Raw genomic sequence first — 25,629 nt, 5'->3', positions numbered from 1 at the left:
GAATTATTCGATTGAAATCTTAAGCGCAGCCGACGATGCCAGCGGCGCAAACGTCAGTGCTGCAACCAAAAACGCCCCAAGAAGGGCGAGATAAGGTCGCGTGTCGGCCATATCGATACCGCTCGCCGTGACCGCGCCGGCCCCATAGACCAGCACCGGGATATAGAGCGGCAGGATCAACAGCGACAAGAGGATACCGCCTCCGCGCAGCCCCAGGGTCAGTGCCGCACCGATCGCTCCGATCAGACTCAGCACCGGTGTGCCGAGCAAGAGGGCGACCATCATCATCAGGATCGCGTCGTCCGAGAGATGGTACTGCATGCCGACCAGCGGGGCGATGAGGACCAACGGCAGCCCGGTCAGTAACCAGTGTGCCGTGATCTTCGCCAGCACCAGCAAAGACAAGGGTTGTGCCGTCAAGACCATCTGCTCGAGCGTGCCGTCCTCGTAGTCCGCCGCGAAGAGGCGCTCGAGCGCCAACATCGAGGCCAGCAGGGCTGCCACCCAGACCACCCCGGGACCGAGGATCTGCAGGATCTGTCGTTCGGTGCCGACACCCAAGGGAAACAGGCTCACCACGATGATGAAGAAGAAGAGCGTGGTCAAGACGTCGGTGCGTCGCCGCATGGCCAGCGTCAGATCACGCAGCAAAACGCACCAGAAGACACGCAGCACGGTCGGTCAGCTCCCGAGGTGAAGGCGTTCGACCTGACCGGAGGTCAGGCCGACCTCCTGGTGAGTCGTCAGGACGACGATGCCCCCGTGTGCCACATGCTCGGAGATCAGGGTCTCCAGAAGATCCACGGCGCTGACGTCCAAGGCGGTGAAGGGTTCGTCGAGCACCCAGAGCGGCGCGTTGCTGAGAATGAGCCGAGCCAACGCGACGCGCTTTTTCTGGCCCTGCGAGAGCATACGCGTGGGCAGATCCTCGAAACCGACAAGACCGATCCGCGCCAGAGCCGCCCAGATCGCAGACGCGTCCATAGGGTCTCCGTCCAATGTCGCCGAGACGCGAAGATTCTCGATGCCGGTGAGGTCGCCCTTGATGCCGTTTAGATGGCCGAAATAGAGGAGATCGCGCCGGTAGTCCTCGCCGAGGCGACGCGTCGATTCGCCGTTCCAGCGGATCTCGCCCGAGTCCGGCGTGAACAGCCCGCACAGAGAGCGCAGGAGCGTCGTCTTACCGCTGCCGTTCGCGCCGCGTACGTGCAGGAGTGTTCCCCCCGCGACAGCGAAGTCGAGACCCGAGAACAGCAGACGGTCGCCTCGCCTGCACTGAAGCTGTGTCACCTCGAGCATGGATACTGAAGGGGTTCCGTGAATGAGTCCGAAGACGCCGGCCGCTGGATCGCACCGCGGATCCGTCGAGTCCGCTTTTGCTCGGCTTTCGGCCGAGGCCGGCGAGCAACCATAAACGCTGGGTCCGGATTCCACAACCGGTCAGCGCGACCACGTCCGGTAGGATCGATTCGCGCAGTCGAGTCATCGGCGGGGCCGTCTGCGGATTCATCGCAGCGACCTCGCGTTGCGGTGGTCGTTGCACCTGTCCGCACGCGCGTTGCGCTCCAGCGAATCACTGTGCTCGGCGAGACCACGGAAAAAAGCGTAGCCAGTCGTTTTCGGCTGGTGTCGCCTTCGCCGTCATGCAGGGATGGAGCGCAATGAGATCCTCTCCTTCGAGCAGTCGTCGAGGGTTGTCCAGGGTCAGCAGGGTTGCGGCCTCCTCACCGAGCCAAGCGGCGACGCGTGCGCGGGCCGCGAGCAGGGTGTCCGGACTGCGCCCCGTCGGGCGATGGGCATCCGAGGCGATCAGGTGAACCCACCCCAGCTCCAGCCAGCGCCGACTGAGCCCTTGCAGGCGATCGCCGAAATCACCGCTGCAGCTTTGCGCCGTGATTTGGACCTTGCAGCCCCAATCGATCCATTCAGCCAGGCGGTGCGCGCGTCGCGCCAACACAAGGTTGCGCTCGGGGTGAGCAATCACGGGTGTGACGCCGTGCCGCAGCAGTTGCCCCAAGAGGACGTCGGTACCCCGCGGAACGGCGTTCTTCGGAAGTTCGACGAGCGCGGCTTTGCCGCGGTCGTTGTAGGTCAAGGCACTGCCGTCGAGCACGCGACTCGGCGCCTCGGGGACGAGATGGATCTCGGCGCCCGGATAAAGGCAAAGCGGGATCCCCTCGTGGGTCAAGCGTTGCTGCAGGTCCGCCAAGGCGTGACGGACGAGGTCGCCGGGGTTTTTGTAGACCCCGTTCAGATGATGCGGGGTGCAGACGATCCCGCGTGTTCCACCCGCGACAGCGGCCCTGGCCATATCGATCGCCGTCTCGAAGGTGTGCGCACCGTCGTCGAGCCCGGGGAGGATGTGGCAGTGGGTGTCGATCAACGCGGGTTCTTGTGGCATGGATTCCTTATGACGGGTGCTACAGTCGATTGGATTCGACCAGATGCCCGATCGCACCCGGGATGCCATCGGAGCTCGCGGCCCGGTTCCTGTCGGGCCTCGAATCAGGGTTTGCGTTGGGCGTTACGCCGTCGTGTCGCCGATAGAGCTCGAGCATCGCCTCTGCCACTTGCTCCCAATGGGCGCGGCCTTGATCCGCGATGCACGCAAATGCGCTTGTCGAGTCGGCCTCCATCCAGGTCGCGTAGGCGTCCTTTAGCGCCGGAAACAGGTGGAGACGCATGCCGGTCAAGGTGCCGATGTAAAAGTGCAGCGAGGCTGGGTCGCTCGCCTCGGCCAGGGCCGGAAGGGTCACGAGACAGTCGGCGAGGTGATCGCGCACCGCGCGAGCCATGAGCTCTGCCGGCGTGTGGGCGAGTGCCGCCAGCATGGCGTTCCAATCCTCTCCGAGACGCTGTCCGGCCTCGTACTCGCCTTGCTCGTGCAGCAGCAACGCCTTGATCTCGTGCTCGGTCATGGCATCGAGTGACGATTCGAGTGCACCGTCGAAGTCGTAGCAGGCGAAGGCGCGTCCGAGTGCGTTGTCGGGGCGGTGCCAGCGCCAGCCTTCGAGTTTCTCCCACAGATAGCGCCGCAGGGACTCGCGCCGAACGACGATGGTTCGCCCGAGTGTCATGGCCGGCGGCGCGGTCAGATCACGCGCATACTCGTCGGCGACCACGAAGACCGAACAGCCCTCGCTGACTCGGTGTTGCTCGAGCGCGCCGAGAACGAAGTGCGGTTTGGCGCGGTTGCCGAGCCCGCCGCTGTAGACCAGGCCGAGCGGGGCGAGTCGATTGTTGATCGACTCCGCATCGAAGGGGTCGTAACGCTCGCCGTCGATCTCGATGGGCCGCATCTCGGCCTCTTCAAGCTCCTCCCAGAGCTGCTCGCGCGCCTGGAGCCATTCGCCGACTTGCTCACGCTCCAAGAACGCACCATAAGGGAGGTGCTTTTCCCAACGAAAGTACTCCCGCATCTTCATCAGATAGATGCAGAGCGAGTCATCGGCGCCGTGCCGCGCATCGGAGACGTGACAGTTGTACTGCACGGCCTCGGCCAGCACGCTGATTGAAGCATTCGGCATCACAACACCTCGAGCCGGAAGGGTCTTTTTTCTGAGTAGAATGATAGGACATCAAGCTATCAGCTTCGCGCCGCCCTGCCAATCTCGGGGCGGCGCCGGTCCAAACAAGTCGCGAAACAGGAGTCGGACGTGGCATTACGTATCAAAAGTCATTGGTGGAACGACGATCAGGAGCGCTCGCTCCCGGAGATTGCGAGCGCGCTGGCCTTCATCGCCTGGCGGATCGCCGTGGATAAGGCGATCAATCTGCACTGCGAGCGCTTCCTCTACGAGAGCGATCGTCAGCGCCTGGACGTGATCGAGGAGTACCTGGTCTTCCTGATCCAGATCGCGGACCGGATGTCACACGGCATCTTGGAGGACGAGAACCGACGCACCCTCATCACCGCCTTTGCAAAAAAGGTCTTCGAACATGTGCAGGACAACACGCAGGACCTGCTCGGTCCGGGCGACTACGGCGGGCCCTTTATCGCGCGGCTCAACACGCGCTCTGGCGAGTATGCCGACTACCGATTCGACGACGAGGGGCCGAGCTACGCCTTCCTGCGCCACCTCGGCTTCGAAATCCAGTCCCTCATGGGACCGGGCGAGGAGAACCGTTGGGTCATCGATCAGGTGATGGACAAGGATGGATGGGATGCCTACAAGCGTTTCTCAAAGGCATTCCGCGACCTGTTCGAGTGAGGTCGGTTGAGGCTGCGCTGACCTGACTACCCCGATCGACGCGGAGCCGGGTTTCTTGCGGACGGGGTGCCGCGGCGCTCCAGTTGGGTGATCAGAATGCCGCTCAGGATAAGGCCGAGGGCGTAAAGATGGTTCGGCTCGGGCTCCTCGCCGAGGAAGAGCATCCCGACGCCGACCGCCCAGAGCGGGATCAGGTAGTTCAGCTGAGAAACGAACGACGGACCGGCGGATTTCACCAGTCTGAAATAGACGATGGTTGCGATCGCGGTCGCAAAAACGCCGAGCAGCCCGACGGCGATCAGGTGCAGCGTGTCCGGGACGACTTGCACCTCGACATCTCCGCTCATGAAGAGAATCGGCACCATCATCAGCGACGCCAGCGAGATGGTGGAGGCCGCGCTGAAAAGCGCATCGCTCGTCGGCCGGAGCCGCGCCAGGATCGAGGAGACGGCATAACTGAATGCCCCGCCCAAGACCGCGAGCATCGGCATCAGATGCCCTTGGCCGTTGCCAAGATCCGCGAAGGCATTCGGTCCCACCAGCACGACGACGCCGCCAAACCCCAGCAAAAAGCCCGTCGCGCGATAGCGGGTGAGATGCTCGCCGGGCACCAGGAAATGGGCGAGCCCGAGGGTTGCCAGCGGCATCACGGCCATCAGGATGCCGGCCAGGCCGCTGTCGATAAAGGTTTGGCCCCACGAGATCAATGAGAAGGGCAGGACATTGCCGAACACGGCGATCAGAACGTAGAAGACCCAGAGGCGCGCGCCGGCGGCCGGTCGGGTCGCGAGCATCCAGGCCGCGGGGACGAGCAGCAACGCAGCCACGATCAGACGCCCCGCCACGACCAGATCGGGCGGTAGCCCCCCGACCGCGATCTTGGTCAGCAGAAAGGAGGTGCCCCACATCAGGGTCAGCGACAGCAGCATGACCCAATCGGCGAGGCGATGCCGTCGTGTCAGCTGCACTGGAGGGGCTGCGATCGGGCGGTCCGGAATAGCGCCGATGGCGCACCGGTGTCTGTCTTCGGCATGGCGATGATTTCGATCTCGGTTGAGCGACCGAATCCAGGTTGAAGTCCGTTGGACGCCGACCTCACACTCCGGGGACGATCGCGTGAGGGGTTGGTCTCAGGCCGGAGTGGTCTCCGCACCGATACCCGGCTCCCTCATATCGCATCTCCGATCTCCGACTCAAGCCTGCGGGTGAATATTACCTCGGAGGAACGATCCGCTCGATCTTGCGTCAACCTCCGCGGCCTGCGAGCCGCCGGATCGGGATGCGTACCACAGCTCGGGGTTTGACCTCGGCCGCATCGGGTCCGGACAATAGGCCGACCGATCTCCGAGACGACTCATCCGCCGCCATGACCTCCGCCGCCGAACGTACCGTGCCCCCGTTGCCCACGATCCGCGAGGTGAAAGCCGGGAGCTTCATCTTCGAGCGGCCATTGGCGCTGCCGCCCGCCTTCTGCGATGCGGTGATCGAGCGCTTCGAGGCCCAGCCCGAATACCAATATGCCGGGCGGGTCGGGCAGCTTCGCACCGAGGATCCGGGCGTGAAGCGCACCACGGATCTGGTTGTGAGCAACAAGCCGGATTGGAAGGACGTCGACCAGATGTTTTTCGGCTCACTTGCTGCCGCGATCAAGGAGTTTCGCGAGACCTACCCCTATTTCAAAGGGCCATTCAAGGACGAAGGCTACCAGGTCCAGCGCTACCGCCCCGGCGAGTACTATCATTGGCACGTCGACGGAGGCAGTCACGAGCTCAGTCAACGCCAGTTGGTGGTCTTGTGGTACTTGAACGACGTGCCGGGCCCGGGCGGGGAGACTGAGTTTCTCTATCAAGACGTCGCCGTGCGGCCAGAGCGCGGCAAGCTGGTGCTCTTTCCGCCTTTCTGGACACACGAGCACCGGGCGGCGGTGATCCAGACCGGCGTGAAATACATCGCCACCACCTGGGTGGTCTTCGCCTGATGCGCGATACGCCACCGACCCTCCTGGCGATCGTCGAGCTCGGCGGTTATCCCAACCTGACGACGTTGTACCGCAGCCTGGGATTCGAGGTCGAGGTGGTCGCCTCGCAGCGCAAGGCGCAGGCGGCGCTCAAGCGCCGTGTTCCGGACGTGATCGTTGCCGAATACAACTTCCAGTCCGACTTTCGCGATCGCACCAGCAACCTCGAGACCCTGATGGCACGGCTGCAGCGTCATCCCGAGGTCAAGGTGATCTGTTTCTACCAGAGCGAGTACCGACACAAGCTCGACGCCATGACCGCACGCTTTCCGGTCTTCGAGGCGATCGCCTTTCCGATCGAGCCTGCGAGGGTCGAGGCGGCCTTGCGTCGGGCCCTCGCCTAGACTGCAAGAACCGCAAAGGCACAAGGAGAATCGGTTGTCGGTCGGATGAGCGATGCGTCATCCGACATCCAATCAGGAGTAAAGCAGTTCGAACAATGAATACCTCCGCCATCGTTGTCGTTCACGACAACGACAAAGACAACGACAATGATTGGATTCGGTGCCCAACCCATTCCCGGCACTTGATTGCGACGAACTCTACCGCTTGATTTTGTCGGATTGCCGAGGTCGCGCCGTTAGAACCCGCGCAGCACCGCACTGCACCTTTGCGGCATCCGCGGTTCGGGTTTCGACCCGCTTCCTCCCTTGGAGGGCTTGAGTGCCTCGTCGCTCAGCCACCAGGCGAGTTCCTTCCCGCAGCCGTCGTCGCCGGTCAGCGGGGCTTGTGATTGGCAATCCGGACTCCCGTCCGGGCAGCGCAGCCGCACATGGAAGTGCGCATCGTGACGCCACCAGGGGCGGACCTTGCGGAGCCAATCCCGATCTCCGCTGCCGCTGTCTCGACACAGCGCCTGTTTGATCGCCGCGTTGACGAAGATCCGATCGACCTGCGGATGTCGGGCAGCCGTCTCGATCAGGTTGCGCTGCGACGGCCCCCAGGCCGCACTCACCGAGCGCCCGCCGGCTCCGACCATGCTTTGGGGATCGGAGCGATCGTCCATCAGGCGCCGGGCTGCGGCAGGAGAGTCCGCGAGAGTGAACCAGATGTCGACATCCAATCCGTTCTGATGGCTGCGATGGGAAGACGACATTCGCCCGCCGCGCGGCTGACTCAGGTCGCCGATCATGATCAGACGCTCGCCGCGTGAGTGCTGAGCGCGTCCCATGTCTTCGACGAAGCGAAGCAGATCGGGGTGACCATAATAGCGATTGCGATAGCGACGGATGCTCACGTAGCCGGGACCGGTCTCCGCAAGTGCATCGGCACCGCCGATGCATCCGTTTGACACACCGCCGATCACCTCGGCAGGTCCAGCGCTCGGCGCTGCAACCTCGGCCCAAGGTGTCGCTTCGCCGGCGCTCGCGGCGATCAGCAAGAGAACACCGGCGATTGAAGCATACCGAACCGGTCTCGTGTCTCTTACCCCAAGTGCACGGATCATGTGTGGGTTCCTGTGTTTACGATTTTCAACGATTCATTGCCTGAATCGCGTCGATGCCGTTCTCGAGGCACGTTCGAGGTCACCGCGACGACCGGGCGCCGCGGTTCGAGAACAGGACGCGGTTCAGTTTAAAAGGACCAGACCAAAGGCACCACGAGGACCGTCACCAACCCGACCACCAAGGTCAAGGGGACTCCGATCCGCACGAAGTCCCCGAAGTGGTAGCCGCCGACATTGAACACCATCAGGTTGGTTTGGTAACCGATGGGTGTCGCGAAGCTGGCGGATGCCGCAACCATCAGGGTCAGGATAAAGGGCTCGGGCGACACCTCCATGGCCTGAGCCGCCTGCACGGCGATCGGGAACACCAGCACCGCGGCCACGTTGTTGGTCGCAAGCGAGGTCAGTAGGGCGGTCGCGGTAAAGACCAAAGCAAGCGTGACCCAGGGATCCCCGTCCGCCAGCCCGATCAGACCGCCGGCCACCAGCGAGGCCGCGCCTGTTTTCTCCAAGGCGGCGCCGATGCCGAAAGAGGTGGCGATCACCACCAGCACCTGCCAGTCCGGCGAGCGCCGTGCGGTGCGGCTGTCGGTGCAGCGCGTCAGGATCATCAGCCCCGCAGCCAGCAGTGCGGCCTCCAGCATGCTGAGCCATCCGACAGTGACGACCGCCACCATCGCGACAACGATGGCGATCGCGATCGGCGCGTGCTTGTGCTTGAGCGGATGCGAATCCCCGATCTGACTCACCAGCAGAAAGTCGCGCGAGTTCTTCTGCTGCTCCACGAAATCCGGGCGGGTCTCCAGCAGGAGTGTGTCGCCCGGCGCGAGGACGATATCGCCGATCTTGCGGTCGACGCGCTCGCCGTTGCGCGCGAGCGCGATGATGACGGCATCGTAGCGATTGCGAAACCGCCCGGCGCGCACGCTCTTGCTGACTAGGGGCGATTTGTCCGACAGCACGGCCTCGACAAAGCAGCGCCCCGGGCGCGGCACGTTGAGCTTGAAGACCTGATCGGTTGCCGGGATCAGACCGCGAGTGCGCTGCAGGTCCATCACCGAATCCAGGATCCCGGCAAAGACCAGCCGGTCGTTCGCCTGGAGCACCTCCTGCGAGGATACGGCCGCCATCACCTGCTCGCCGCGCTCGATCTCGATCAGGAAGAGTCCGGGGAGCTGGCGCAGACCGGCGTCCTCGATGCTCTTGCCGATCAGTGGACTGTCCGGCTCGACGAGCATCTCGGAGGTGTATTGGCGGACATCTTCGTAGCTGGCGGCCGCCGAGGTGCGTTTCGGGAGCAACCAGTGCCCCGCCGTGAGCATGAAGATGAGTGTCGCGACCGTGATGGGCAGGCCGACCCAGATCGGCTCGAAGAGGCCCAGGCCCTCGCCGTCGAGACGCTCCGTATAGAGCCCGTTGACCACCAGGTTGGTGCTGGTGCCGATCAGGGTACAGGTGCCGCCGACGATACTGGCGAAGGAGAGCGGGATGAGCAGGCGCGAAAGCTCCAGGCGGTGTCGCTTGGCCCAGTCCTGCACGGCCGGGATGAAGATAGCCACCACCGGCGTATTGTTCAGGAAGGCGCTCAGACCCGCGACCGGCAACATGAGTCGCAGACGCGCATCGGTTGGTCCGCGCGGGCGTCCGAGCAGCCCCGGTCCGATCCAACCGACGGCACCGGTCTGGGTAAGGCCTGTAACGACCACGTAGAGGACGCCGACCGTCAACATGCCCGGATTGGAGAAGCCGCTCAGGGCCTCCGTCGGGGTCAGGATACCGAACAGAAGCAGCAGGGTCAGTGCGCCGGCGGTGACGACATCCGGCGCGGCGCGGCTGAAGGCGAAAAGCCCGAAGCAGAGCACCACGATGCCCAGGCTGAACCAGCCTTCCCACCCCAGTTGCATGACGGTACTCATCGGCTGATCAGACCGCGGCGCCGAGACGACGGGCGATGGCACGGATCTGCTCGGTGCCCGGGTAGTCTACGCCCTCGTCGGATTCCAGATAGGCGCGCCATTCCGTATAGGGCGCGGCCAATTCAGGATCCGTGTGATGACAACCCAAGACGGTGATCACGCAGCCGCCGATCTTCCACGGCCCTTCGCCCTGCAGCTCTCCGTCGATCAGATGGGCGGCCTCCCGCGGGGTGCGCCGATGCCAGAAGAGGTCCAGGTAGAGCAGGCCCCGTGGATGTGGAAAACAGACCGCGATGACCTTTCGCGTGCCGTTCGGGCAGCGCAGGGTCAAAGGTGCAGTGACGCTGAAGAGGTCGGCCATCGGTCGATTCGTCTCGTCCGGTTCGAAAAGCCCGCACCCGCTCAGTGATCGCGACCCCGTTGCAGGGCCTCGTAGCGGGCCTTAAAGGCCTCTTGGCGCAGCCGCGAGGCGTCATCCTCGGTGGGGGCGAGCGGCGAGTCCTGCCAGGTGCCGGTCACGTGGTCGAAGACCGAGAACCGCCATCCGCGACCGACCTTGAAGACCTTGGTCACGTCCTTGCCGGCTTGCTCCATCGCCTCGAGCTTACCGAGCCGACCGAGGCCGCCGGAACGCGTCGCAGGGCGCGGCGTCTCTTCGGTCGGTCGATGCTCGGTCAGGTTGAAGCGGTTGTTCTGGATCTCGCCCTGTACGTCGAGCTCGACCGATTCGACCCCGGGCAAGCGCGCGAGAATATAGCCGGCCATCATCATCCCGAGCTTCTGGTTCTCGCACTCGAGCGCGGTGAGCAGCTTATCGGCGACGATCTGGCAACGCTGCAGACGATCCGGTTTTTCGACCCACTCCCGGCTCATCTGCCAGCCGGCATCCATGTCTTGGTCGAGCTTCTCGAAGAAGGGCTGAGCTTGACCGATCAGGGCATCGGGGACGTTGAGCTCGTAGATCCGATCGTCGATGATGGCTTTCAGAAGCATCCGGTCGCCTCGTGCGTCGTTGGTGATGGTCTCGGCTAGTATAACGAGCCCACGTGGGATTTCCGCGGCATTGCACGCCCCGCGCACCTTGGACCGGCGTTGCCCCTCCTCGCCGTTAGGAGCCGTAACACCTCGTCGGCACGCCTTCGTATCGGCGCGCGCGGAACGCACCCGGCTTTCCGGAAAATCCACGTGGGCTCTGCATCAATCGCGGTCGGGGTACTTTGGGCGTCTTTGTGTCGACGCGGCCTCGGGGAGTCCGATGCCGAGACGCGATTCAAGTCTATCGATCTCAATTTGCGGCTGCGACGACTCAAACGCTCGTCGGGTCGTCCTCGGAGCACACCATGTTGCTGACCATCCCGGCGCTTCTCAACACCGCCCAGATCGCCAAGATCCACGAGACCATCGCCGACGCGCCCTTCGTCGACGGCAAGTTGACCGCCGGCTTCGCCGCAGGTCGGGTCAAGCACAACGAAGAGATGCGGTCGGAACCCGAGCGCATGCAGCGGCTTATTCGCATCATCATGGCGAGTCTCGGCCATCACGAAAGATTTCGGTTCGGCGTCCTGCCGCATCGTGTGGCCGATCCCATCATCGCGCGCTACACCCCCGGCATGGCCTACGGGGAACATGTCGACGATCCCATCATGGGGACGACCGGGCCGCGTTTCCGCTCGGATGTCTCCATGACGATCTTTCTCAACGATCCCGCGTCCTACGACGGCGGCGAGCTGTCGATCCGCACCCCATTTGGCGAACAGACGATCAAACCGGCCGCGGGCGACGCCGTCGTCTATCCCTCATCGAGCCTGCACCGGGTCATGGAGGTCACGCGGGGGGAGCGACTCGTTGCCTTGACCTGGATTCAGAGCTACGTGCGCGATCCCGCACGCCGAGAGCTTCTCTACGAGCTGAATCTCGCCCGCGAGCATCTGCTCAAAACCGCACACGCAGAGGCTACAACCGCCTACGTCGACCGTTCCTACGCGAACCTCGTGCGCATGTGGAGTGATCTTTAAAGCGTATCTGGCTGCTGCGAGCCAAGAGGCGCGTCGAGCCCTGTCGCGCTCGGGGGCGGGCTGGGGTATCGTTGGGCCCGAGCATGGCCGGGCAAATAGCGCTGGCCTTAGTGGCTTTAGAGCTAAACGGGGGGACCGAGCATGCAACAGGGCCGCGAGGGGGATCGCGTCTTCTTGGATCGAGCAATCGAGGCGTTCATCCGGATTGCGATCATCGCCATCCTGGTCGCCTGGTGTTTCGATATCGTACGACCTTTCATCGTGCCCTTCGCATGGGCGATCATCATCGCCATCGGACTCTATCCGGGTTACGAACGACTGACGCAGGTCCTGCACGGACGGCGAATCCTGGCCGCCGTGATCATGTCCTTGCTCTGCTTTGCGTTGTTGCTGGTGCCGGCCTTGTTGCTCAGTGCGTCGCTGGTCGGGGAGGTGCACACGGTCATCGCTGCCTTCAGCCACGAGTCGCTAAAGATTCCGCCCTTGCCCGATGCCGTTACACAGCTGCCGCTGATCGGCGACGACATCGCGCGGATCTGGGACCAGGGCTCATCGAACTTCAGGGCGGTGCTCATGGAGACCGAGCCCGAGCTCAAGGTCGCGTTGCACTGGACGATCGGGGTGGCCGGCGGGGCCGGTGTGGGCCTCCTTCACATTCTCGTCGCGATTCTGATCGCGGGCTTCTTGCTCGCTCAGGCGGAGGCCGGACAGCGCGCGAGCGCGGCCTTTGCACGGCGGTTGGCGGGGGCGCGGGGCGTCGAATTCGCCCGGCTCTCCGAGGCCACCATTCGCAGCGTGACCCGCGGCATTCTCGGCGTCGCCTTGATACAGTCGCTCCTCGCCGGGCTGGGCTGGCTGGCGATCGGCGTCCCCGCAGCCGGGCTCTGGGCCTTGCTGGCGCTGGTGATGTGTGTGGTGCAGATCGGGATCCTCCCGATCACGGTAGCCATCCTTGTCTATGTCTTCTTCCACGTCGGAACCTTGACCTTCCTCGGGTTTCTGGTCTGGAGTCTCTTCGTGTACAGTCTGGAGCACATCCTCAAACCCATCCTCCTCGGGCGCGGGGTCGATGTCCCGATGGCCGTCATCTTCGTCGGTGCGATCGGCGGGTTCCTGAGTGCCGGCATCATCGGGCTCTTCGTCGGCTCGGTCGTCTTGGTGCTCGGCTACAAGCTCTTGCTCGCCTGGCTGCATGCAGGGTCAGAGTCTGCCGAGCAGGCCGACGCGTTGCCGTCGACGGAAGAACCCGCGCCGCAGGTTTGAACCCGATTGACCTGCACGCGTCGTTGGGGTCCACGCGCGCTGCGTCTTTACCGTACCCAGACACGGAGTCTTGTTCATGTCCGATTTGATCCTCCACTTCGAGCGCCGTCCCGGCTGGGGCTCGATCGTCCGAGCCTATGTTTGGGATGCCCAGCCGATCGGGCCTCGCACCGATTGGCCCGGTGTGCCGATGGAGGCGCTCGACGACGACTGGTATCGGATCAGTCTGCCCGGAACCCGCTCTGCGCATTTGGTCTTCACCGATGGTGAAGGTCACCAGACACACGATCATTTTCGCGATGCCGACGGCTGGCTCGATGCCAGGAGTCACTGGCACGATCATCGCCCCGGCCATCGGGTGCGCTCGGTAAAGAGTGCCGAGGCGCCCCCCGATTCCCGGCCCGTACCGAGTTTCCAGACCGAGCTGCGCCCGGTCGCCGAGCGGAGCGATTTCCGCGAGGAGACCATCTATTTTCTGATCACCACGCGCTTCTACGACGGCGATCCCTCGAACAATTTTTTCTGCCGCGACCGCATCCAATTCGACGCGAACGGCAATCCGGTCGATCCCCATTGGCGGGGCGATTTCAAGGGCCTGATCCAGCGCCTGGACTACATTCGGGACCTCGGCTTCACGGCCATCTGGATCACGCCGCCCGTAGAGAACCGCTCCGGTCTCGATTATCACGGCTATCACCCGTACGACTGGACTCGGATCGATCCGCGCCTGGAGTCGCCGGGAGCCACCTATCGGGACCTGATCGACGTCGCCCATGCCAAGGGCATCAAGATCATCCAGGATGTCGTCGTGAACCATTCCTGCCAGTACGGCATCCGCGGGCAGGTGCATGTCGACCATCTTCCGATCAAATACTACGTTCCCCAGGGCTCCGAGCAGGGGAAGGTCGATCACGGCCCCTACCAGGGCCATCTCGGCAATTATGCGTGGCCGAATCGCGACGACATCGACAACCCGGTTGCTCCCCAATGGTACCGTGAGCGTCATGGCAGAGATCCCGAAGGCATCGAGCCGCTGGTCGATCACAAGACCGGCGAGACGGTGCCCAAGCCCGGCTATCACCCGGGGCGTTTCTTCGGTGTCGACCCCCATGATCTGGATCCCGAGTGGTATCACCAGGAGGGCTTCATCTGCGGCGGCGATTGGGAGAGCCCGCATCCGCTGCAGCACAAACACCTAGCAGGCGACTGCATCGACCTGGCCACCGAGCGCCACAACGTCAAGGACTATTTGATCGGTTCCATCAACCGCTATTTGGACATGGGTGTGGATGCGCTGCGCATCGACACCGTGAAGCATGTCGAGCGCGACAATCTGCTCGAATACGTCAACGCATGGAAGTCACACAAGCCGGGTCTCTTCGTGTTCGGCGAGAATCTGGTGAAAGGCTATGGCTGGGGCGATCTCGGCGGCGGCGACAACGGTCCCTCGCAGATCCGACCCTGGTGGTACACGCGAATCGGCCATGACCCTCAAGATCCGGAATCCGGCGGGGACTCGGGCTTCCCGCAGCTCGATTTCGGCCTCTTCTCGACCTTCCGCGACACCGTCAGTAAGGGCACCTATTCCGGCACCGCTCAGATCCTCGGCATGGACTGGATCTACGGCGACGTGACCCAGTTGGTCACCTTTTTGCAGAACCATGACGTCGGCCCGGACAATGACTTCAAGTACCGCTTCAAGGGCGATCAGTGGATGGCCGCCGCAGCCTACAACCTGATCTGGACCGTGCGCGGGATTCCCTGTCTGTATTTCGGCGAGGAGATCGAGTTCATGAAGGGCGCGCCCCAAGATGTCGAGGGCGAGCGGGATACCTTGCATCAGACCGGGCGCGCCTATTTCGGCGACCACTTGAGCGACGGGCGTCTCGCCAAGACCCAAGCCCATCCGCTCTATCGGCACATCCAGCGCCTGAATCTGATCCGCCGTGCGATTCCTGCGCTCCAGAAGGCAGGTCTGAGCCACCTCGCCGAATGGGGCAGCGGGATGCGTTTCGTGCGCGATCATCCGCAGAGCGGCACCTATGTGGTGGTCGGTCTCGCCATCGGCTCGGATCAAGAGATCGGGATCGACGGGGTCCGACCCGGTGTCTATCGCGACGCGGTGACCGGCCGGGAGCAAGACTGCCAGGGTCGTTTGCTGTTTCACGTCAAGGCCAACTCGGCGGGAATCTATGTCCTGGACGGCCCGGGCAAGATCGGCGAGGACGGGGTCTACTTGAGATGATCCGGCTATCGACTCAGCCGGTTCGGGCCAACGCGACGCAGTTGCGGCCGGCGATGTCGGTCTGACGCAGCGACGCGCGTAGGATGCGACCGAACTGCTGCCGGAGATTTTAGTGACAGCTGACGCTGGATTGGCGTTCGCCTTCAAGGAGGGTAGGCGGGAGCCTCGCGAGCGATGTGACCGCCGGCTCTACCTGGGTGTCCGCAGGGCCAGTGTGTCGAGGTCGCCGATGCTTGACCCGTTTGCGTCACCTCGATGCGCCCTGTCCGAGCCGTCGTGTAGGGTGTGGTGACGAAGGAACCGCACCGATGTCCGCTGCGATCGTCGCAGGGTGCGGTTCGTCCCTCACCGCACCCTGCGCGTTGTCCATCCGATGCGTGCGGCCCGCTCTGAGCGTTTTTTTTCTTAGGGTACCAGCGCGGGTGGTTCGGCGAGCGGCGGCAGGGTGCGCTTCGGGCCGAGCCAGACGATGAGCTCGGAGTCGCCCGAGGGCCATTGGCCTTTCGCCTGATTTTCGGGCGCGCTGCCGGTGAAGACGAGGTAGCTGTACTTTCCGTAGTGCGGCAACTTGCGCGCGAGACCTGGGATGGCGGTCGGGTCGCTTGCGGCGAGCCAGCCGAGAGGTTGTCGGTCGCGCCACGCGGTCAGGACCGCGCTGACGTGCGTGCCCTCGAGCTCCTCCCCGCCGCCGAGTCGGAGACGGCGCTGCGCCGGCTCCAGCGCAAATCCTCGTGCCACCCGAGCGAATTGATCGATCCAGCGGTTCTCCCAGCCCAACACCCAGATCGCTCGGTCCTCCGGAAGCGCCTCGAGTGCGTCGTCCCACTGAGCATCCCAGCCCGGATGGCCTGACTTCCAAGCCTCGGCCAGTCGCTCGTAGCCGTCCTTGAATGCCTCGGGTGCCGCGGCGGGCAGGATCATGAGCCCGCGCTCGGAACCGAAAAGGTTGCTCAGTGCGACGGGTGTCTCACCCGGAAGCAGCTCGCGGAAGACGTCGAGCCAGGGATCAACCGCCACCCGGATCGGCGCGGACGGCAGGCGCACCTTGAAGTCAGCGCTCGCCCCGCCGACCTCGACGACGAGACTGACCGGGTCGCCGGTCTCTTGGTGAACGATTACGGGGACACGCACGGGGAAGGGCTCGCCGCCTTGGGTCTGCTCGATCCGGCCGGTCAGCTCGTAGCCCGTGATGTCTCCCACGCCCGTGGGTACGACCGCGACCTCCGCGAGGCGGAGTCGCGGCGCTCCGGTGCGTGTTGTCCATGTCCGGAAAAAGTCTCCGAGATCCCGTCCGCTCGCGGCCTCGAACGAGCGGCGCAGATCGTCGAAGTCGGCGACACGGAAACGGTTGTCGGTCCAGACGCGCGCAAGTCCGGCCTTGAATACATCGTCGCCGAGCTGGCGCCGCAGCATGTGGAAGAGCATGGCGCTCTTGCCGTAACCGATTGCTTGGGAGGCTGCGCCGTGCCGGCCGCGGAACTCGACGACCGGGAAATCGCTGCTGTCTCGCACATAATCGGCATAACCCTTGAGCATCTCGCGCCGATAAATCCAACCCTCGCCGGCGCGCTCGCGAAGCAGGTGATCGGCCAGATAAGTCGTGAGCCCCTCCGCCCAATTTCCCGCCGCGTAGTCGACATAGACGCCATTGCCCCACCAGTTGTGGAGGATCTCATGGGGGTAGGAGGTGTGGATGATAAACGGCAGGCGAATGACTTGGGGGCCGAGTAGCGTGAAGGAGGGCATGCCGTAGCCGGTCTCCCAGAAGTTCTCGATCAGCGCGAACTTGGCGAACGGATAGTCGCCGATCAACGCGGAGTAGAGGTTGATGTAGGTCTCCGTCGCGTCCAAATAGCGCTGAGCGAGGGCGGCGTCGGCTTCACGCAGGTAGACTTGGGCCTCGTATTCGGTGTCTCCGACTTGACCCCGGTCGATATACCGCTCGAAAGGTGCCGCGATCAGATAGATGTCATCCTGCGGATGGCTTTCGCGCCAGCGGGACTGGCCGCTTGCCGGATCGCCGGGACCTTCCCCTTGCGAAACTGCGGTCCATCCGTTCGGGAGCGTCACCGCGAGCGTGAAGGTCTGAAGGCTGTCCGGGATGCGCGGATACCACCCGCTGTTGCCGTCGAGAAAGACGCCCTCCGAGGCGATGGTGCCGCGCGACCATTCGCGGGCACGCCCCATGCCCTCGGCGATCTGCTCGCGCGCGTGACGGATCGACCCGCCGTAGGTCAAGGTGACGGGGCCCGGCGCGGTGATGCGAAGCCGATAGCCCGTCAGATGCTCGAGGCTTTCGGCGGCGTCGATCCGCGCATTTCCGGAGGTGACTTTCGGCTCCATCCCGGCGTGAAGCAGCAGCAACCACTCCGGTCTGTCGTCCGGGAACGTCAGCGTATCTCGCACCTGCAGGGTGCCCGCATCAGGGTCGATACGTGCATGGAGGTCGTGCGCGACGAGCGCTGAGCCTGCCGCGATGTGCGTCGACCCGAGCAGTGTGGAGATCGTCAGCAGGAGGCTTGAAACGAACCGGTTTCGCATCAGTCTAGGTTCCAATCGTTTGAAAGGTCGGGAGCGCGAGCGAGCAGTCCGCATTGCGCCAAGCTATACCCGGTGCATCCGGTACCGGGTACGTCAACATGCGGGCCCAATCGGCTCATGACCAGAGAGGATTCCGTCGTGTCGTATCTTCGTTTTTCGATGTTCGTCGTCACCGCTGCGCTGGTCTCCGGCGCCGGCGCCGGGTCCGATCCCGCGCCCGCGCAGGAACCCCCAGCACAAACAGAAGCTACGCAGGCGCCCGATCCGGGGACCCGTGTCCTGGATCTCGGCGCCCTTTCGGACATGAGCGACTTGCTCGATCGCATAGCCGATCGGCGAGTTGTCTTCGTCGGCGAAAGCCATGATCGCTATGAGGACCATCTCAACCAACTCGCCGTGATCGAAGGGCTGCACGCACGCGGCAAGCCCCTGGCGATCGGGATGGAATTCTTTCAGCAGCCCTATCAATCCGCGATCGACGCCTATCTGGCGGGCGATGTCGACGAGGCTGAGTTCCTGCGCCGTACGGAATATTTCGACCGCTGGCGCTTCGATTATCGGCTTTATCGTCCCATCCTGCGCTTTGCGCGAGAGCACGGTATCCCGGTCATCGCCCTAAACCTCGAGGCCGAGCTGACTCGGCGCGTCGGCGAGGTCGGCATCGCCGGTCTGACCGAGGCCGAGCGCGCCCGGATTCCGGCCGAAATCGATCGCAGCGATCCGACCTATCGCGAGCGTATCGAAGCCGTATTCGCGATGCACCCCAGCGAGCGCCAGCAGGATGTGGAGAACTTCCTCGAGGTCCAGCTCCTCTGGGACGAAGGAATGGCCGAGCGCGCTGCGGTCTATCTCGAGGAGAACCCGGAGCGCACCTTTGTCGTCCTGGCTGGATCCGGTCATGTCGAGTACGGTCAGGGCATCCCCAGCCGGCTGACGCGGCGTCTCGACGTCCCGACGGCAATCATCCTCAATGGGACACAGCGCCCCATGGATCCGGATGCGGCTGATTTCTTTCTGTATCCGAAGGAGGTCGCTTTGCCCGCCTCCGGTCTGCTCGGCGTCATGCTCGAATCCGGCGTCGATCGCGGCGGTGCGGTCATCCAGGGGTTCGCCGAGACGAGCGGTGCGAAGGACGCGGGTATCCAGGAAGGGGACCGCATCGTCCAGATCGGCGATCAGCCGGTGAGCGCCTATGCCGACGTGCGCATCGCCTTGCTCGATAAGGGGCCGGGCGAGAAGATGCCCGTCGAGGTGTTGCGCAAGCGCACGCTCGGGGCCGACGAGCGACTGAGTTTCCAGGTAGAGCTGCATTGAGCCCTCCGCGACCGGAGCTCCTCTCGCCTGCAGGCTCGCCGCGCGCCATGCGCTACGCTTTCGCCTACGGAGCGGACGCGGTCTATGCCGGACTGCCGAGATATAGCTTGCGGGTGCGCAACAATGCCTTCGACGGGGCAACGCTCGGCAGCGCGGTCACCGAGGCGCATGCAGAGGGCAAGCGCTTCTACCTCGCAGCGAACATCCTCTCCCGTGGGTCGAAGCTCAAGAGCTTCATCGCAGATCTGGAGCCCATCGTTGCGATGGCTCCGGATGCACTCATCATGGCCGACCCCGGCCTGATCATGCTGGTGCGCAAGCGCTGGCCTGATCAGGCGATCCACCTTTCGGTCCAGGCGAACACCACCAATTCCGCGGCGGTGCGCTTCTGGGCAGCGCAGGGGATCTCGCGGGTGATCCTCTCGCGCGAGCTGTCGTTGGACGAGGTGGCCGAGATCCGGGACACCTGTCCCGATGTCGAGCTCGAGGTCTTCGTACACGGCGCACTCTGTATCGCCTACTCGGGGCGCTGTCTGCTGTCGGGCTATTTCAATCATCGCGATGCCAACCAGGGCGCCTGCACCAACGCCTGCCGTTGGGACTATCGGGTGGCGAGTACGGCATCGACCGAGCCTCTCGCGGCCGCCTCGGACCCAGCCATGGACGCCACGGGCGGAATGAGCGGCGAGATCACGGGCGCGACACGGCATCCGGCTGCCGACGAGGTCTATTTGCTCGAAGAACGCGAGCGCCCGGGCTCCTATCTCCCGATCTTCGAGGACGAGGAGGGGACCTATATCCTCAACTCGCGCGACCTGCGCGCCGTCGAGCATGTCGCGCGTCTGGTGTCGATCGGCATCGATTCGCTGAAGATCGAGGGCCGGACCAAGTCGCATTATTATGTTGCCCGGACCGCCCAAGTCTATCGTGCCGCGATCGACGACGCGCTCGCCGGGCGTGCGTTCCGGAGCGCTCTGCTGACTGATTTGGAAGGGCTCGCCAACCGTGGCTACACCGAGGGATTTTATCGGCGCCACGCGCCGAGCGAGCTGCAGAACTACGACGACGGGGCCTCGCGCAACCAGCGGCAGATCTTTGTCGGCGAGGTCACCGGCAGTCGCGACGGCTGGGTGGACGTCACGGTCAAGAACCGCTTCGCGGTGGGTGACGAGCTGGAGTTGTTGACCCCGGCCGGGAATCACCGCTTCCGCTTGGAGAGCATGAGAAGCGTCGACGACGCCGAGCTTCAACTCGCACCCGGCGACGGATGGAGGGTGCGCATCCCGGTCCCCCCGGGGGTACCTTCGACGCCGGAGCGCCATGCCCTTCTGACCCGAGCACTTCACCGGGTCCTGAACCCCGATTTGAACCCTTCTCGGGACAGCTGTTCCGCAATCTGATCGACCACCGAAGGTAAATCTCTCTACATCCGAACGCACACGGGAAGTCCCCCGCGTTTTCCGCACAGCAGAGTGCGTATCGTGCGCGTCGCAATACGGTGCATCGCGGCCCGGCGCGAACGGTATGTGCAGTGCACTGCAAAATCTGCGGGTGTTCGGTTTAGCGTCATGAGCTCCTGAGCGATTCCTCGGCCGGCGAGTGCCGAGCTGGGGACATTCGCGATGCCAAGGCCCTGATTGCGATGGACGCCCAGATCGCCTGCGACTATGGTGGGACATTCCGATGTCGGTGCGGAGGCTTCCGGGGCCAGGAACTCCCTGCGCATCGATCGGAACTGCCTCTCGGCCGGCGGGGCCCCCGGCTGACCCTGTCGCGCGAGCCGTATCTCGGATTCCATTCCACCGCTTGCGAGGTCAACAATGAAGATAGCGGTCCTATCCAGAAACCCGAAGCTCTACTCCACGCAGCGCTTGGTTGAAGCCGCCGGCTCGCGCGGCCACGACGTCAGGGTTTTCGACGTGCTCCGCTGCTACATGAACATCACCTCGATGCGCCCGCAGATCCACTACAAGGGCGAGCAGCTTGAGGGTTTCGATGCCGTCATTCCGCGCATCGGGGCCTCGGTCACCTTTTACGGCGCAGCTGTTCTGCGCCAATTCGAGATGATGGGGGTATTTCCGCTGAATGAGTCGGTCGCCATCACACGCTCACGCGACAAGCTGCGCTCCCTGCAACTGCTTTCTCGGAAGGGAATCGGTCTGCCGGTCACGGGCTTCGCGCACAAGCCGGACGACATCCAGGATTTGATCAAGATGGTTGGCGGGGCGCCGCTGGTGATCAAGCTCCTGGAAGGCACGCAAGGGATCGGCGTAGTCCTGGCCGAGACGCACAAGGCGGCCGAGAGCGTGATCGAGGCCTTTATGGGTCTGCATACCAACATCCTGGTGCAGGAGTTCATCAAGGAGGCCGGCGGCGCCGATCTGCGATGCTTCATCATCGGGGACAAGGTCGTCGCGGCGATGAAGCGCCAGGGGAAAGAGGGCGAATTTCGTTCCAATCTCCACCGGGGCGGCACGGCAAGCCTCGTGCGTATCACGCCGGAGGAGCGCTCCACCGCGTTGCGCGCGGCGCAGACCATGGGGTTGAATGTCGCCGGTGTGGATCTGCTGCGCTCCAACCATGGCCCGGTGGTGATGGAGGTGAACTCCTCACCCGGGCTCGAAGGGATCGAGCGCTCGACGGGAAAGGATATTGCCGGAAACATCATCGAATTCATCGAGAAGAATGCGGCCTCGGGCAAGACGCGGACCCGGGGTAAAGGCTAGGGCATCGGGGCACCTTTTCCGGTCCGGGATCACGTCGTCAATCGGGCGTATCCGGATCTCTTCATGACCCACGACAACGCGGCGTCCAGGCTCACCGGATCCAGGATCAGCGGATCCAGTCGATCAGGTGCATCAGCGGATCTGTCTTGGGCCCCGGCTTGATGGCTCGCCCGTACAGGCTCTGCCCGGCTTCCAAGACGGAATTCCGATCGCCGGTGATCAGCGGATGCCAGGTCGGCAACGGCTTGCTCTCGGCCAACAGCCGGTAGGCGCAGGTTTCGGGAAGCCACCGCGAGTAGGCCAGTGCAGCAGGCGTTAGGGTGACGCAATCGGGCATACGCCGCGCTCGATTGGCGTAGTCGCCGCACCTGCAGGTGTCGAGATCCAGAAGCGCGCAGGCGACGCGCGAATAGATGATGTCACCGGTCTCCTCTTCCTCGAACTTTTCGAGACAGCATTTCGCGCAGCCGTCGCAGAGCGACTCCCATTGCTCGGGTGTCATGGCAGCGAGCGGGGTCGTTTCCCAGAATCTCTCCATTCCCTCAACGGGGCCTTGATCGGGTTCGCTCATGTCGGGCATGTCCACAGCTCACTCATTTTGGCTATCTTGACCGATCCGAACGGTCGATGCACCCGCATCGAGCGAGTCGTCGATCGGATCTCGGACCGGTGTTCGCCGGTCGGGGCTTGACTTTTCGCGAACCCCGGATCGAGCCGAAGAGACGTTATGCACACGGCCAAGCGTCGCCCGAAGGGTCACTCGGGAGATGCGAGCCCGCTCGGTCATCTGCCGGGAAAACGTTTAATCCGTTGTTTTTGTTATTATCAAACGCTTACATTCGGTCGGTGAGTTTCGAAAAAACAGTGACATGGGACTGCTCTCATTCTACACCACACCACTTGACCACAGACTTATCCACAGGGTGTCGCTGCCTTTTCCGGCGCAGCGGTGCGGGCTAAGATGAATCCGACGTTGCCTCGGCCGAAGAGCGGATTCCGGCACACCATTGGAGGAAGACCTCATGCCGCAGACTCGGATCGATACCCCTATTGGCCGGATCGCTATCCACTGGGACGGCGAGACATTGACCGGCGTCGATCTGGACCCGCCGGCTACGCATGCACACCTGGGGGCGGAAGGTATGCCGTCGGCCATTCGGCTGCAGCTTAGAGCCTATTTCGAGCAGGCGTCGACCGGGTTCGATCTCCCGGTCTCGCTGGTCGGCACCGATTTCCAACAACGGGTCTGGGCCGAGCTGCGTCGGATTCCGGCGGGCGAGACCCGAACGTACGGGGAGATCGCGCGGCGACTCGGGAGCGGCCCACGCGCAGTCGGACAAGCCTGTCGTGCCAACCCCTGTCCAATCGTGGTGCCCTGCCATCGGGTGGTCGCCGTCGACGGCCTCGGCGGTTTCTCGGGAGACACGAACGGACGCAAGCTCGCAGTCAAACGCTGGCTGCTTGGCCACGAATCCCGTAAACCGCGTCCGTAGTCCAAATATGGGCTTGCGTTGGAGCAAGTCGCGGAGGAGCCTGGAAGCCTTATGCCCGACGCGGTTTAGATGAAAAAGCGAAAAGAAGTCAATCAATTCAAGCGCGTCCGCTCGGGTGGTGGTGGGCAGCTGCAAGGGCGGTCCGGGCCTATGCCCTCGCGCGGCGCGGGAGACGCGTGTTGATGCCCGTCGATTTGGGGGTCATCGAGGGTTTCGCCGATGCGCTCTGGCTCGAGCGGGGTCTGAGTCCGAATACGCTGGCGGCCTATCAGTCGGATCTGCGTGCCTTCGCCGCCTGGGTCGCACGCGAGCGTGGACGCTCGCTAATCGAGGCGCAGCGACTGGATTTGCTGGATTATCTGGTCGTTCTCTCGCAGGAGGGCCGCAAGCCGCGCTCGAGTGCGCGTCTGTTGTCCTGTCTACGCCAGTTCTATCAGTATCTGCTGCGTCGCGGCGTGATCCGCGACGATCCGAGCGCCCGTGTCGAGGCGCCGAAGCTCGGTCGACCTCTGCCGAAGAGCTTGAGCGAGCTCGAGGTGGAGGCCCTGCTCGGCGCGCCGGATACCGCCGATGCGCGGGGTCACCGGGATCGCACCATGCTCGAGGTGCTCTACGCGAGCGGTCTGCGGGTCACCGAGCTGGTGACCCTGACGACCGGGCAGGTCGGTTTGACGCAGGGCGTCGTGCGGATCGTCGGCAAGGGGGACAAGGAACGGCTCGTGCCGCTCGGCGAGGAGGCGACATCCTGGTTGCTCGACTATCTGCGCGGACCGCGCGCCGAGCTGCTCGGCGGTCGCGTGACCGATTATCTCTTTCCAACCTGCCGCAGCGACTGCATGACGCGCCAGGCGTTCTGGCTGCTGATCAAGCGCTATGCGCTGGAGGCGGGCGTCTTCAAACCCCTCTCGCCCCACACGTTGCGCCATGCCTTCGCCACCCATCTGCTCAATCATGGCGCGGATTTGCGCGTCGTGCAGATGCTCCTGGGCCACAGCGACCTTTCAACCACGCAGATCTACACCCATGTTGCGCGTGAGCGTTTGAAGCAACTCCACGCACGCCACCATCCGCGGGGGTGAGTATGGATTGCGGATGGAACCGGGGCGGATGATGCGCGGCGGTTCGCTTTTGGCGGGATTTCTCGCACAATGGCCGTCTTCGGTGATTTGCGTGCGGAGTGAGAAAGCCTATGCCATCGTTCGACATCGTCTCGGAAATCGACCTGCAGGAGGTCCGCAACGCGGTCGACCAGGCCAACCGCGAGATCGACACCCGGTTCGACTTCAAGGGTGTAAAGGCGAGCTTCGAGCTGAGCGACGGGAAGATCCTCATGATCGGCGAGCAGGAATTTCACCTGCAGCAGATGATGGATATCCTTCGGCAGAAACTGGTCAAACGGAAAATCGACCTCTCGTCGCTCGACCCCGGCGACCCGGTCTCTAATCTCAGCGCGGCCCGGCAGGAGATCGCCCTCAAACAGGGTGTCGACAGCGAGACCGCCAAGCGCATGGTCAAGGCCATCAAGGCGAGCAAGACCAAGGTGCAGGCTCAGATCCAGGGGGACCAGGTCCGTGTCTCCGGAAAAAAGCGTGACGACCTCCAGGAAGCAATCGCGCTACTGCGCGATGAAGACTGGGGTCTGCCGATCCAGTTCACCAACTTCAGAGATTAAGTATCCAATGACCAAAGCCAGAGTTTCCGCGCTCGCCCTAGCCGCCCTGATGCTCGCCGCGCAGTCCGCGTGGGCGTCACCCGAGAAGACCATTCGCGAGGCGTTGGGCAAGATCGTTCCAGGCATTGAAATCGACAGCGTGACGGCTTCCCCCGTGCAGGGGCTCTACGAGGTCATGGTCGGCACTCAGTTGATGTACGTCACCGCCGACGGTCGTTATTTCGTCGACGGACGAATCGTCGATCTGAAGACGCGCGAGGATCTGACAGAGCCGCGTCTGGCAACGGTCCGTAAGGACTTGGTCGATGGCGTTGGGGAGTCCAAGATGGTCGTCTTCGAGCCGGAGGACGCCAAGCACACGGTGACCGTCTTCACCGACATCGAGTGCGGGTACTGCCGCAAACTGCATAGCCAGATCGACGACTACCTCAAAGAAGGGATTCGTGTCCGTTATCTCTTCTATCCCCGCGCGGGCCAGGGCAGTCCCGCTTATACCGAGGCGGTATCGGTCTGGTGTGCCGGGGATGCCGCCGCCCAGCGCACGGCCATGACCGACGCGAAGGCTGGTAAGCCGATCCCGGATAAGACCTGCGAGAACCCAGTCGACGCGCACATGGCGCTTGGCGCGGAGCTCGGTCTGCGCGGCACCCCGGCCATCCTCACCGAAACCGGCGAGTTGATTCCGGGCTATGTGGAGCCCAAGCGTCTGGCGGCCCAGCTCAACGGCGCGCCTGGATCCTGAGCCTCGAACGTCGAGCGCTGGCCATGA

At 63.6% G+C, this 25,629-nt stretch carries 24 protein-coding genes; 13 read left to right on the top strand and 11 right to left on the bottom strand.

Annotated features, from left to right (window positions below; translation table 11 throughout):
- Positions 1 to 3: 3 nt before the first annotated feature.
- The 4 genes from ccmB to LT988_RS01680 form a co-directional block, all read right to left on the bottom strand.
- Positions 4 to 675, bottom strand: a complete 672-nt coding sequence (gene ccmB, locus LT988_RS01695) for a heme exporter protein CcmB (RefSeq protein WP_232408549.1) — start codon at positions 673 to 675, stop codon at positions 4 to 6.
- A gap of 6 nt (positions 676 to 681) precedes the next feature.
- On the bottom strand, positions 682 to 1,299 hold the full coding sequence (ccmA, locus tag LT988_RS01690; protein ID WP_232408548.1) for a cytochrome c biogenesis heme-transporting ATPase CcmA: 618 nt from the start codon (positions 1,297 to 1,299) through the stop codon (positions 682 to 684).
- Between the two features lie 274 nt (positions 1,300 to 1,573).
- Complete coding sequence (locus tag LT988_RS01685; protein ID WP_232408547.1) at positions 1,574 to 2,401, bottom strand: tyrosine-protein phosphatase; 828 nt, start codon at positions 2,399 to 2,401, stop codon at positions 1,574 to 1,576.
- A 19-nt stretch (positions 2,402 to 2,420) separates the two neighbouring features.
- Positions 2,421 to 3,527: an Sfum_1244 family protein gene (locus tag LT988_RS01680; protein ID WP_232408546.1), complete on the bottom strand. Its 1,107-nt coding sequence runs from the start codon at positions 3,525 to 3,527 to the stop codon at positions 2,421 to 2,423.
- Positions 3,528 to 3,656: 129 nt separating this feature from the next.
- Here LT988_RS01680 and LT988_RS01675 point away from each other — a divergent pair, with 129 nt between their 5' ends.
- A complete protein-coding gene (locus LT988_RS01675; protein ID WP_232408545.1) occupies positions 3,657 to 4,211 on the top strand; it encodes a hypothetical protein in 555 nt (184 codons plus the stop codon).
- A 26-nt stretch (positions 4,212 to 4,237) separates the two neighbouring features.
- Here LT988_RS01675 and LT988_RS01670 read toward each other — a convergent pair whose 3' ends face one another.
- Positions 4,238 to 5,179 carry a DMT family transporter gene (locus tag LT988_RS01670; RefSeq protein ID WP_232408544.1) on the bottom strand — a complete coding sequence of 314 codons (942 nt, stop codon included), beginning with the start codon at positions 5,177 to 5,179 and terminating at the stop codon, positions 4,238 to 4,240.
- A 398-nt stretch (positions 5,180 to 5,577) separates the two neighbouring features.
- Here LT988_RS01670 and LT988_RS01665 point away from each other — a divergent pair, with 398 nt between their 5' ends.
- Positions 5,578 to 6,189 (top strand): 2OG-Fe(II) oxygenase family protein, encoded by a 612-nt coding sequence (locus LT988_RS01665; RefSeq protein WP_232408543.1) that lies wholly within the window; start codon positions 5,578 to 5,580, stop codon positions 6,187 to 6,189.
- Complete coding sequence (locus LT988_RS01660) at positions 6,189 to 6,572, top strand: DNA-binding transcriptional response regulator (protein ID WP_232408542.1); 384 nt, start codon at positions 6,189 to 6,191, stop codon at positions 6,570 to 6,572. Before LT988_RS01665 ends, LT988_RS01660 begins: the two co-directional genes overlap by 1 nt.
- A gap of 236 nt (positions 6,573 to 6,808) precedes the next feature.
- Here the strand turns inward: LT988_RS01660 and mepA are convergent, their stop codons facing one another.
- From mepA to LT988_RS01640, 4 genes are all read right to left on the bottom strand, one after another.
- The gene (gene mepA, locus LT988_RS01655; protein WP_232408541.1) at positions 6,809 to 7,675 is read right to left on the bottom strand and encodes a penicillin-insensitive murein endopeptidase; all 867 of its coding nucleotides are present in this window, start codon (positions 7,673 to 7,675) and stop codon (positions 6,809 to 6,811) included.
- 128 nt (positions 7,676 to 7,803) lie between these two features.
- On the bottom strand, positions 7,804 to 9,591 hold the full coding sequence (locus tag LT988_RS01650; protein ID WP_232408540.1) for an SLC13 family permease: 1,788 nt from the start codon (positions 9,589 to 9,591) through the stop codon (positions 7,804 to 7,806).
- Between the two features lie 7 nt (positions 9,592 to 9,598).
- Positions 9,599 to 9,952 carry a hypothetical protein gene (locus tag LT988_RS01645; RefSeq protein WP_232408539.1) on the bottom strand — a complete coding sequence of 118 codons (354 nt, stop codon included), beginning with the start codon at positions 9,950 to 9,952 and terminating at the stop codon, positions 9,599 to 9,601.
- A 41-nt stretch (positions 9,953 to 9,993) separates the two neighbouring features.
- Positions 9,994 to 10,584, bottom strand: coding sequence for a hypothetical protein (locus LT988_RS01640; protein WP_232408538.1), 591 nt, complete (start codon positions 10,582 to 10,584; stop codon positions 9,994 to 9,996).
- Positions 10,585 to 10,931: 347 nt separating this feature from the next.
- Here LT988_RS01640 and LT988_RS01635 point away from each other — a divergent pair, with 347 nt between their 5' ends.
- The 3 genes from LT988_RS01635 (at position 10,932) to LT988_RS01625 (ending at position 15,114) form a co-directional block, all read left to right on the top strand.
- Positions 10,932 to 11,606, top strand: coding sequence for a Fe2+-dependent dioxygenase (locus tag LT988_RS01635; RefSeq protein ID WP_232408537.1), 675 nt, complete (start codon positions 10,932 to 10,934; stop codon positions 11,604 to 11,606).
- Between the two features lie 141 nt (positions 11,607 to 11,747).
- Positions 11,748 to 12,869, top strand: coding sequence for an AI-2E family transporter (locus LT988_RS01630; RefSeq protein WP_232408536.1), 1,122 nt, complete (start codon positions 11,748 to 11,750; stop codon positions 12,867 to 12,869).
- Between the two features lie 76 nt (positions 12,870 to 12,945).
- Complete coding sequence (locus LT988_RS01625) at positions 12,946 to 15,114, top strand: alpha-amylase family glycosyl hydrolase (RefSeq protein ID WP_232408535.1); 2,169 nt, start codon at positions 12,946 to 12,948, stop codon at positions 15,112 to 15,114.
- A 405-nt stretch (positions 15,115 to 15,519) separates the two neighbouring features.
- Here LT988_RS01625 and LT988_RS01620 read toward each other — a convergent pair whose 3' ends face one another.
- Positions 15,520 to 17,655: a M1 family metallopeptidase gene (locus tag LT988_RS01620; RefSeq protein WP_232408534.1), complete on the bottom strand. Its 2,136-nt coding sequence runs from the start codon at positions 17,653 to 17,655 to the stop codon at positions 15,520 to 15,522.
- 138 nt (positions 17,656 to 17,793) lie between these two features.
- Between LT988_RS01620 and LT988_RS01615 the strand changes: the two genes are divergently transcribed.
- The 3 genes from LT988_RS01615 (at position 17,794) to rimK (ending at position 21,695) form a co-directional block, all read left to right on the top strand.
- Entirely contained in the window at positions 17,794 to 18,969 is a 1,176-nt protein-coding gene (locus tag LT988_RS01615; protein WP_408648033.1) for a ChaN family lipoprotein, read from the top strand.
- A gap of 47 nt (positions 18,970 to 19,016) precedes the next feature.
- Positions 19,017 to 20,369, top strand: coding sequence for a prephenate-dependent tRNA uridine(34) hydroxylase TrhP (gene trhP, locus LT988_RS01610; protein WP_232410667.1), 1,353 nt, complete (start codon positions 19,017 to 19,019; stop codon positions 20,367 to 20,369).
- A gap of 420 nt (positions 20,370 to 20,789) precedes the next feature.
- On the top strand, positions 20,790 to 21,695 hold the full coding sequence (gene rimK, locus LT988_RS01605; RefSeq protein WP_232408532.1) for a 30S ribosomal protein S6--L-glutamate ligase: 906 nt from the start codon (positions 20,790 to 20,792) through the stop codon (positions 21,693 to 21,695).
- Positions 21,696 to 21,801: 106 nt separating this feature from the next.
- On the opposite strand, the gene LT988_RS01600 is transcribed toward rimK, so the two are convergent.
- Positions 21,802 to 22,266, bottom strand: a complete 465-nt coding sequence (locus LT988_RS01600; protein ID WP_232408531.1) for a YcgN family cysteine cluster protein — start codon at positions 22,264 to 22,266, stop codon at positions 21,802 to 21,804.
- A gap of 451 nt (positions 22,267 to 22,717) precedes the next feature.
- On the opposite strand from LT988_RS01600, the gene LT988_RS01595 reads away from it, so the two are divergent.
- The 4 genes from LT988_RS01595 to LT988_RS01580 all read left to right on the top strand — a co-directional run bounded on the left by LT988_RS01595 (position 22,718) and on the right by LT988_RS01580 (position 25,602).
- Positions 22,718 to 23,188 (top strand): methylated-DNA--[protein]-cysteine S-methyltransferase, encoded by a 471-nt coding sequence (locus tag LT988_RS01595; RefSeq protein ID WP_232408530.1) that lies wholly within the window; start codon positions 22,718 to 22,720, stop codon positions 23,186 to 23,188.
- 182 nt (positions 23,189 to 23,370) lie between these two features.
- Complete coding sequence (gene xerD, locus LT988_RS01590; RefSeq protein ID WP_232408529.1) at positions 23,371 to 24,267, top strand: site-specific tyrosine recombinase XerD; 897 nt, start codon at positions 23,371 to 23,373, stop codon at positions 24,265 to 24,267.
- Between the two features lie 110 nt (positions 24,268 to 24,377).
- Positions 24,378 to 24,860 (top strand): YajQ family cyclic di-GMP-binding protein, encoded by a 483-nt coding sequence (locus LT988_RS01585; protein WP_232408528.1) that lies wholly within the window; start codon positions 24,378 to 24,380, stop codon positions 24,858 to 24,860.
- 7 nt (positions 24,861 to 24,867) lie between these two features.
- Entirely contained in the window at positions 24,868 to 25,602 is a 735-nt protein-coding gene (locus LT988_RS01580) for a DsbC family protein (protein WP_232408527.1), read from the top strand.
- Positions 25,603 to 25,629 lie beyond the last annotated feature (27 nt).

Source organism: Thiocapsa bogorovii, from assembly GCF_021228795.1.
Classification (GTDB): Bacteria; Pseudomonadota; Gammaproteobacteria; order Chromatiales; family Chromatiaceae; genus Thiocapsa; species Thiocapsa bogorovii.
Note: the sequence above shows the minus strand (reverse complement) of the source record. Positions and strands in the feature narration are given on the sequence as shown.

Excerpts from the sequence above, each read along its gene's own strand:
- LT988_RS01585 (WP_232408528.1), top strand. The coding sequence starts at position 24,378 with ATGCCATCGTTCGACATCGTCTCGGAAATCGACCTGCAGGAGGTCCGC.
- LT988_RS01600 (WP_232408531.1), bottom strand. The coding sequence starts at position 22,266 with ATGAGCGAACCCGATCAAGGCCCCGTTGAGGGAATGGAGAGATTCTGG.
- LT988_RS01620 (WP_232408534.1), bottom strand. The coding sequence starts at position 17,655 with ATGCGAAACCGGTTCGTTTCAAGCCTCCTGCTGACGATCTCCACACTG.
- LT988_RS01680 (WP_232408546.1), bottom strand. The coding sequence starts at position 3,527 with ATGCCGAATGCTTCAATCAGCGTGCTGGCCGAGGCCGTGCAGTACAAC.
- LT988_RS01635 (WP_232408537.1), top strand. The coding sequence starts at position 10,932 with ATGTTGCTGACCATCCCGGCGCTTCTCAACACCGCCCAGATCGCCAAG.
- ccmA (WP_232408548.1), bottom strand. The coding sequence starts at position 1,299 with ATGCTCGAGGTGACACAGCTTCAGTGCAGGCGAGGCGACCGTCTGCTG.
- mepA (WP_232408541.1), bottom strand. The coding sequence starts at position 7,675 with ATGATCCGTGCACTTGGGGTAAGAGACACGAGACCGGTTCGGTATGCT.
- LT988_RS01645 (WP_232408539.1), bottom strand. The coding sequence starts at position 9,952 with ATGGCCGACCTCTTCAGCGTCACTGCACCTTTGACCCTGCGCTGCCCG.
- LT988_RS01650 (WP_232408540.1), bottom strand. The coding sequence starts at position 9,591 with ATGAGTACCGTCATGCAACTGGGGTGGGAAGGCTGGTTCAGCCTGGGC.
- xerD (WP_232408529.1), top strand. The coding sequence starts at position 23,371 with ATGCCCGTCGATTTGGGGGTCATCGAGGGTTTCGCCGATGCGCTCTGG.
- LT988_RS01630 (WP_232408536.1), top strand. The coding sequence starts at position 11,748 with ATGCAACAGGGCCGCGAGGGGGATCGCGTCTTCTTGGATCGAGCAATC.
- LT988_RS01625 (WP_232408535.1), top strand. The coding sequence starts at position 12,946 with ATGTCCGATTTGATCCTCCACTTCGAGCGCCGTCCCGGCTGGGGCTCG.
- LT988_RS01660 (WP_232408542.1), top strand. The coding sequence starts at position 6,189 with ATGCGCGATACGCCACCGACCCTCCTGGCGATCGTCGAGCTCGGCGGT.
- LT988_RS01665 (WP_232408543.1), top strand. The coding sequence starts at position 5,578 with ATGACCTCCGCCGCCGAACGTACCGTGCCCCCGTTGCCCACGATCCGC.
- trhP (WP_232410667.1), top strand. The coding sequence starts at position 19,017 with ATGCGCTACGCTTTCGCCTACGGAGCGGACGCGGTCTATGCCGGACTG.
- LT988_RS01580 (WP_232408527.1), top strand. The coding sequence starts at position 24,868 with ATGACCAAAGCCAGAGTTTCCGCGCTCGCCCTAGCCGCCCTGATGCTC.
- LT988_RS01685 (WP_232408547.1), bottom strand. The coding sequence starts at position 2,401 with ATGCCACAAGAACCCGCGTTGATCGACACCCACTGCCACATCCTCCCC.
- rimK (WP_232408532.1), top strand. The coding sequence starts at position 20,790 with ATGAAGATAGCGGTCCTATCCAGAAACCCGAAGCTCTACTCCACGCAG.
- LT988_RS01595 (WP_232408530.1), top strand. The coding sequence starts at position 22,718 with ATGCCGCAGACTCGGATCGATACCCCTATTGGCCGGATCGCTATCCAC.
- LT988_RS01640 (WP_232408538.1), bottom strand. The coding sequence starts at position 10,584 with ATGCTTCTGAAAGCCATCATCGACGATCGGATCTACGAGCTCAACGTC.